This is a genomic window from Pantoea sp. Pa-EAmG (assembly GCF_030024295.1).
Lineage (GTDB): Bacteria > Pseudomonadota > Gammaproteobacteria > Enterobacterales > Enterobacteriaceae > Pantoea > Pantoea dispersa.
On sequence record NZ_JASEWO010000037.1, the window covers coordinates 24,186 to 31,989 of the forward strand.

At 58.5% G+C, this 7,804-nt stretch carries 4 protein-coding genes; 1 reads left to right on the forward strand and 3 read right to left on the reverse strand.

Features of this window, described 5'->3' with window-relative positions; genetic code table 11:
• Both QMM04_RS07730 and QMM04_RS07735 read right to left on the reverse strand, forming a co-directional pair.
• Positions 1–3,771 (reverse strand): translocation/assembly module TamB domain-containing protein, encoded by a 3,771-nt coding sequence (locus QMM04_RS07730; protein WP_282995936.1) that lies wholly within the window; start codon positions 3,769–3,771, stop codon positions 1–3.
• Complete coding sequence (locus QMM04_RS07735; protein WP_282995937.1) at positions 3,768–5,507, reverse strand: autotransporter assembly complex family protein; 1,740 nt, start codon at positions 5,505–5,507, stop codon at positions 3,768–3,770. Before QMM04_RS07735 ends, QMM04_RS07730 begins: the two co-directional genes overlap by 4 nt.
• A gap of 454 nt (positions 5,508–5,961) precedes the next feature.
• On the opposite strand from QMM04_RS07735, the gene QMM04_RS07740 reads away from it, so the two are divergent.
• On the forward strand, positions 5,962–7,305 hold the full coding sequence (locus tag QMM04_RS07740) for a hemolysin family protein (RefSeq protein ID WP_058771335.1): 1,344 nt from the start codon (positions 5,962–5,964) through the stop codon (positions 7,303–7,305).
• Between the two features lie 56 nt (positions 7,306–7,361).
• Here QMM04_RS07740 and QMM04_RS07745 read toward each other — a convergent pair whose 3' ends face one another.
• Positions 7,362–7,568, reverse strand: a complete 207-nt coding sequence (locus QMM04_RS07745) for a DUF1107 domain-containing protein (RefSeq protein ID WP_031280153.1) — start codon at positions 7,566–7,568, stop codon at positions 7,362–7,364.
• Positions 7,569–7,804: the final 236 nt, after the last annotated feature.

Sequence of the window (7,804 nt, forward strand, 5' to 3'; positions counted from 1 at the left end):
CTAAAACTCAAACTGATAGAGCAAATCCAGTGCCTGATCGAGACCGGACACGGCTTCCAAATAGAGTTTGGGCATCAGGCGGTAACGCAAGGTTAACGTCGCCAGTGAATCAAATATGCCAACACCGTATTTTACTTGTAGACCCGGCAGTACATAACCGCTCACCTGCACCTGCTGGCTGTCGCCGACACCGGTGGTATCAAGCGCAAGGTTACTGACGCCGAAGGTCTCGCCGATTTTACCCATAACCTGACCACTTTGTGCAACCCCCAGTCCAACCAGCGCCGAGGTTAAGGCGTTGCTGTCGCCATCGCTGCTGAGTCCCTGACCGCGTAACAGGTAAGACAGCGCCTCCTGCTGCGACATTGCCGGGTCGGAGAAGACCTCCACCTTCGGCTCGTCGGCCAGCCCGGTGACGCGCAGACCGGCTGTCACATCATCCTCGGTGGCTTCCGGGTTACGAATCGCCTCCAGGTTGACGTACGGCTGATCCGGCGGACCGGCGAACTGCAGCTCGCCTTTACGCACAATCAGATCCTGACCATACGCGTGGAAACGGCCGGAAGGAATATTGATTTGTCCGTTTAAGCCCAGGCCGGTTTTATCCTGCACCAGTTTGAGATCGCCGTTGAGGCGCGCTTTCAGGCCAAAGGCCGAGAGACGCACATCGTTGCCGACGTGGATCACCAGATTGCTGTTGATTGGAATCGCGGCGGTTTTCGGCTGAATCGGCTTGAGGTTCTCATCCAGCATCACCTCATCCGACGACACGCCGGTAGCGCTCTCCGGCACTTCCTGCACCGTGATGCGCGCCCACGGAATATCAACCTTGCCGTCAAGGTTGAACGCCGCCGGTGTGGCTTCAAACGCCAGGTCCGGCGAAACGTCCATCCGCACCATCGGCGGAACGGTAACGCGAATACGGCTGCCCTGCGCAGTAACGCGCGCGCGCCAGTTATCCAGCTGGCTCCAGTCCGCGTTGCCGCCCAGAGTGAGGTTACCCTGCTGCGTCTGGATCAGGCCGTTGAGCGTGGAACTCATGCCGTTAAACACCAGGTTGAGATTGGCCGAGGTGAGATCAACCGGCATAAAGCTGCCATCCACATCAACATCGCTCAGCCCCAGCTGACCAAAGATCTGCGGCTGCTGCAGCGTGCCGCCGAGACGCAGATTGCTGTTGAGGTTGCCTTTGATCTTCTCGCCCTGCATCAGCGCCGGGTTGAGCATCGCCAGTGAAATGTTGCTGATGCCGATGTTGCCTGACAGCTGGCGGCGATTCTCCGGATCGGCGATTTGCACGTTGCCGCTCAGCTGACCGTTATTCACGATGTGAATCAGCCAGTCGAGCTGCGCGCGTCCATTACGCAGCGCCGCATTCAGGTTGAGCGTGTCGAAGGCGATCGGCAGGTTATTCCCCTGCACATCCTGCACCACTTTTACGCCGTTTCCTTTAAGCGATACCGTGCCGGTCGGCAGCGCGCCGTCGGCGGTCCAGTTCACGCGCGCATCACCGCTGAACACGCCGTTAAGTTGGGTGGCATCGGTGAGGAACGGCTTGATCATCGCCAGATCAAAGCGGTTCAGCACCACGTGCGCATGGCCGCTGGCTCCGGCCTCGATCGGCTCCGGCACGCACAGCTGCGCGTTGGGGTTTTGCCAGCAGTGCGGCCCGATGGTGGCGCTCTGTTTGCTGTTCAGGTAGTCAATCGTCATCGCGCGCGTCAGGCGCCATTCGCCCACCGGCGTGTCAAAACGCGTATTGTTGAGATTGCCCTGCCAGCGCTGCGTCTGGCGATCAAAGCTGCCGTTGAGCGCCAACTGGCCGGAGACCGGCTCGCCCTGCACATTGAGTTTCAGCTGGTGCTGCTTCTCGTTACCGTCGGCGTTGAGCGTCAGCAGGCCGATCTTAAGCGCGTCCTGCTGTAGCTGCTCCACGCGCAGCTGCAGTTTACCGGCGACCTGATCGCTGGATTTCACATCGCTCTGCAGCGTGACACGGCGGATCTGCAACTGCTGCCAGCGCAGGCCGCTGGCGGTAAGATCGGCCAGCAGCTGGGGCGCCTGCAGCGTACCGCGCGCTTTGATGGTGCCTTTGGCTACGCCGCCGAGGCCCGGCAGCGCATTATCCAGATGCGGCGCATCGACAATGGCATCGAGATTTAGCGCGTCGCCCAGTTCGCCCTTCACGTCGAGATGGTTGCGCCCCAGCGCGATGTCAATGCCGGGGATTTTCCACTGATTGTAACTGTTGCCGGTCAGCGAGCCTTCGGCGCTCACCGCGTTCTGTTTCACATTGCCCTTCAGCGCCAGCTGCGGCACGCTGAGCTGCCAGCTACCGCCGTACAGGCTACCGCGCGTGGTGATTTTACCGTCGAGCTTCGCCGGCCAGTCAGGATACTGTTTAGCGGTATTGATGCCCGCCAGCGTCAGTTCGCTGCGCCAGCTGATGGCTTTGCTCCAGTCCACCAGCGCGCTAAGGTCAATGTTGCCCTGCAGCGCCGCCACACGCAGTTTATCCAGACTGAACTGCTGCACGTTGCCTTTACCGTCCAGCGTAATGGTGGCCGGCGGCACCGCTTCGCCCTTCACCGCAGTGCGCAGCGACATCACGTAGTCGGTGGCTTTGCCGCTGAACTGGTAGTCGAGATTATCCGCCTGATACTGCACCGGACCGGTCAGCGGCCAGCGCAGCTGCGGGCTGGTGAGTTTGAGCGACAGCGGCAGACCGGCGACCGCCGGCTGTGCGGCGGCGTCCAGCTGGGCACGCACCGGCCCCGAGAGATTCAGGCCCAGCTTCAGCTCGTCGCGCATTGCCCCGGCGAGGTTCAGTTTGATCTTCTCGCCTTTAATCGGATCGAGATTCAGCGAGCCGTTGAGCACAAAATTGACCGGCCAGTTATCCGCCAGCCGGGCATCGCCGCTGGCGTTGATCTGTCCCTGCGGCGAGTCGACGTCAAAGGTCTCAAGCTGCACATGCCGGTCGGTAGTTTTGGCCTTCAGCAGCAGACGCGTAATCGCCACATCCGTATCGCCGGTGATGCGCAACTGCTCACCCAACAGCTGCTGCACGTTGATGTCGAGCGGCAGCTGGAAATCCGGCAGTGCCGGCAGCAGCGGCTCGGCAAACATCGCCTGCAGCGTTTCGCCCAGCGGTTTTTCATCCGGCTGCGGCTGCTGTACTTTAGGCTGCACCACCTGTTCGTCCGCCACTTTCGCCGCCTTCGGCAGCGCGATCAGCAGGCTCTGGATATGGGTGGGATTGAGCGTCAGCGCGCGATCCTGCCACTGCAGGCCGCTGGTGAAATCGAGCAGCGAAATGGCGGTGTCATCGACTTTGACGTTGATGTTATGCAGGCTGACCCGGCTCAGGGTAATCGGGTATGGCGTGCTGAGATTGCTGCTGCCGCTCTCCTCTTCCGGCGGCGGCGCACTGGCTGGCGTCATTTTTTTGCTGTCGACCACCACGCTGACATCCTGCAGCGCGATATCGTTCACGCACACCGAGGAGTGCAGCAGGCAGTTGAGGTTGAGCGCCAGATGGAAGCGCCCGGCATCCACGCTGACGCCCGGCATCTGGTACTTCACGCCGCTCAGCGTCAGATCGCGCCAGCCGCCTTCCACCTTGTTAATCGACAGGCCCGGCACCCAGCGATCGGCACCTTTAAACAACAGATGCAATCCGGGCGTGGTGCCCACCAGAAACGCCACGCTGGCCAACAGCACCAGCAGGAAAATACCGATACCGATCAGGACCTTTTTCCACAGCTTCATAGTTCAGGCCCCAGTCCTACATAAAATTGCAATCCATGCTCCTTGTCGTCACCAATCGGGCGCGCGATATCAAACTTGATCGGCCCTACCGGAGAAGACCAGCGCACGCCGAAGCCTGCACCGGTTTTAACATTACTCTGCTTGATGTCGTTGACCGCTTCACCGGAGTCGACGAATACCGCGCCCCACCATTTGCCGGAGACGTTGTACTGATACTCGAGCGAGCCGGTGGCCAGCTTTGAGGCACCGGTGAGTTTGCCTTCGTCATCGCGCGGCGAGATATCTTTGTATTTGTAACCGCGAATGCTGCGGTCACCGCCGGCGAAGAAGCGCAGATCGGGCGGCACTTTTTCAAAGTCGTTGGTTTCAATCCAGCCAAGGTTACCGCGCGCCACAAAGCGATGCTTCTCGCCCAGCGTGCGGATCCACACGTTCTGCGCCTGCAGGATCAGGAAGTCGACGTCTGAACCCCAGGTGGTGTCCGACACGTCTACCGAGTAGCGCTGTGAATCGCCCCAGGTCGGCATCAGGCCGCCGCGCGAACGGGTGCGGTTCAGGCTGACGCCCGGATAGAGCAGCATGGTGGTGTTGGTGACGCTGCCCTGAGTAAAGTGGTCGAGACTCCAGCGCAGGTTAACCGCGCGCTGCCAGCCGGAGCTGCTGTCCCAGTTACGCGACATCGCCAGCGTGGTGGTGTCCGATTTGGTGTCGTTGAGATCGGTGCGTTTCAGGCCGCCGGAGAAGGTGTAGTACTGCTCCAGCGGACTTTTCAGCAGCGGCACTTTATAGCTGAGATCAAGCTGCTGCTCCGGCGCGGAGATATAGGCGCTGGAGGTCAGGCTGTGGCCGCTGTCGTTGATCCACGGCTTTTTCCACGTACCTTTCAGCCGCGGTCCGACGTCCGTCGAGTAACCGACACCGGCTTCGATGGTGTTCTCCACGCGCGGCGACACGGCGGCGCTGAGCGGCAGCACTTTGGTCTGGCGCCCTTTATCGAACTCGGGTGCCACGACGACAGAATTAAACCAGCCGGTGGCGGAGAGGCGACGATTGAGTTCGGCCAAATCGCGTGAGCTATAGGGATCGCCCTTTTTGAACGGCACCAGATTGCGCAGATAGGCTTCATTGATTTGCGAGCCCTCAAAGCTGACATCGCCGAAGCGATAGCGCGGGCCGCTGTCGTAGTCGATATCCCAGAACGCTAAGCGCCGTTCGACCGAGACACCAAGCTGGCTCTGCTTAAAGTCACCGTCGAAGTAACCATTACGCAGCGCCAGGCTGGAGAAGCCGTTTTTGAATTTATCGTAGTCGCCGTGATTGAGCTGGCTGCCGACTTTCGGCCTGCCCTGTTTTACCCACGCCTGATAGTCAGGATCGTCTTTTGCGGCGCCTTCCACCACGATGGTGCTGCCGCCAATCTTCACCGGCTCACCGGCGGTGACGCGGGCAATCAGCACCGGACGGCCACCCTGCGGCGGTGCCGGGCGTGATTCAAAGTCGATCTGCGGCTCGTAATAGCCCAGCGCGCGCAGGCCTTCTTTGATCGAGGCAGCCACGCGCGCCTGGAAACGGCCGTCGTTCGACACCTCGTCACTGCCGATAGTGGACAAGCGCGCCCTGACGTTTTTCTGTAACTCCCCGGTCAGGCCTTCCAGCTGCAGTCGCACTTTGGCTGCCTCAACAGCAGGTGCGGCAAGCAGCAGGCTGGCCAAGCAATAAGCATGAAATCGCGGCACGCGTACTCCTGTTAATAATGCCTGCCCCTATTCCGCAGGGGCGTTAACTCTGGTGGAAAGGGTATCACCACACCTTGCATACCCATCAGCATAGCCGCTCTTTTTTGCGAGCGGCTGCGTAAAAACGGCCGCTAAGCCAAATCGACTGCTATTGTCGGTAAATGTGCGTACCGATACAACAACGAAGCCGCGCTTCTGCGCGCCGCCGGTTGCCACTCGGATTAATCCGAGCCGGTCAATCACGCCGCTGGCGGCAGCAATAGCGCTGCTGCTATAATCAGCGACCAGCAGGCCTCGCCTGCACGCATTTCTGCCCCGACGTTAACGTTATCTTGTCGAACTGGCGCAGACATTTTTGGCACGGATAGCCCTGTTTGACGGGTAAGTACCGGATGTACGCCTCTTCGCGCTGCCCAGGCCAAAAATGACAAGTGATTAACCCAACGGATCTTTTATGCTTGATAGCCTGCTTGTCATTCTTTTACTGATCGTAATCAGTTCATTTTTTTCTCTGTCGGAGATCTCGCTGGCGGCCGCCCGTAAGATCAAACTGAAACTGCTGGCCGATGAAGGCAACATCAACGCGCAGCGCGTGCTGAAGATGCAGGAACAGCCTGGCATGTTCTTCACCGTGGTGCAGATTGGCCTCAACGCCGTCGCGATTCTCGGCGGTATCGTCGGCGATGCGGCGTTTTCGCCCGCCTTCAGCAGCCTGTTCAACCGCTTTATGGAGCCGGAACTGGCGGATCAGCTCAGCTTTATCTGCTCCTTCACCATCGTCACCAGCCTGTTTATCCTGTTTGCCGACCTGACGCCAAAACGCGTCGGCATGATCGCGCCGGAAGCCATCGCGCTGCGCATCATCAATCCGATGCGCTTCTGCCTGCTGGTTTTCCGCCCGCTGGTGTGGCTGTTCAATGGCCTGGCCAACGTGTTCTTTCGCATCTTTAAGCTGCCGATGGTGCGTAAAGATGACATCACCTCGGATGACATTTACGCGGTGGTAGAAGCGGGCGCGCTGGCCGGCGTGCTGCGCAAGCAGGAGCACGAGCTGATCGAGAACGTGTTTGAGCTGGAATCACGCACCGTGCCTTCGTCCATGACCTCGCGTGAAAATATCGTGTGGTTCGATCTGCACGAAGACGAAACCAGCCTGAAAACCAAAATCGCGCAACACCCGCATTCGAAGTTTCTGGTGTGCGACGGCGATATCGACCATATCGTCGGTTACGTTGATTCCAAAGAGCTGCTGCTGCGCGTGCTGGGCAACCAGAGCATGACGCTCAACAGCGGCGTGCAGATTCGTTCGGCGCTGATTGTGCCGGATACGCTGACGCTGTCAGAGGCGCTGGAGAGTTTTAAAACCGCCGGCGAAGACTTCGCGGTGATCATGAACGAATATGCGCTGGTGGTCGGGATTATCACGCTTAACGACGTGATGACCACGCTGATGGGCGATCTGGTCGGTCAGGGGCTGGAAGAGCAGATTGTGGCGCGTGACGAGAATTCCTGGCTGGTGGAAGGCGGTACGCCGATTGATGACGTCATGCGCGTGCTGGATATCGACGAGTTCCCGCAGTCCGGCAACTACGAGACCATCGGCGGCTTTATGATGTATATGCTGCGTAAGATCCCCAAACGCACCGATTTCGTCAAATTCTCCGGCTACAAATTCGAGGTGGTGGATATCGACAGCTACCGCATCGACCAGCTGCTGGTGACGCGCATTGACGATCGCCCGCCGGTGCTGAATGTGTCGAAGAATACGCTGGATGAGTCTGAAGGGCCTGCCGCGTAGCAGTGATCGTGCGGTTACAGAAAGATTCAGGGCGCCAGCGGCGCCCTTTCTTTTGCTTAGTTGTACTCGGCTTGCAGCCGCAGCACCTGGCGGTTGATTTCTGACATCACGCTAAGGTGCTGTTTATCCTTGACGCGCGGCAACATGACTTTGCCTTTGTCGAACTCAAACGCGCCAACATCCTTGATGTACAACCTTCCTTTAAATAGCGTCTTTACATATTTCGCAATTTGCAGCGGATTATAGCGCTGGAAGATCTTCATGCTGTTTAACTCCTGAACAGATGTAATACGCTTCGCCGTTGCCAAATTCGGTACGAGCCCTTGAAGCGCAAATGAGGCATAACTATAGAACATGATTCCTTGCCGATGTTCCGAAAAAATGGATTTTTTACTGAATTGACACATCATTACAGAGAACTCTGTCATAACGATCACAAAATCCAGTATAACCCTTCATTGGTTAAGGAATTGTGGCATGGGTTACAAAGCTGCTATCT

Coding starts and splice junctions, on each gene's coding strand:
- QMM04_RS07730 (WP_282995936.1), bottom strand. CDS start 3,771: ATGAAGCTGTGGAAAAAGGTCCTGATCGGTATCGGTATTTTCCTGCTG.
- QMM04_RS07740 (WP_058771335.1), top strand. CDS start 5,962: ATGCTTGATAGCCTGCTTGTCATTCTTTTACTGATCGTAATCAGTTCA.
- QMM04_RS07745 (WP_031280153.1), bottom strand. CDS start 7,568: ATGAAGATCTTCCAGCGCTATAATCCGCTGCAAATTGCGAAATATGTA.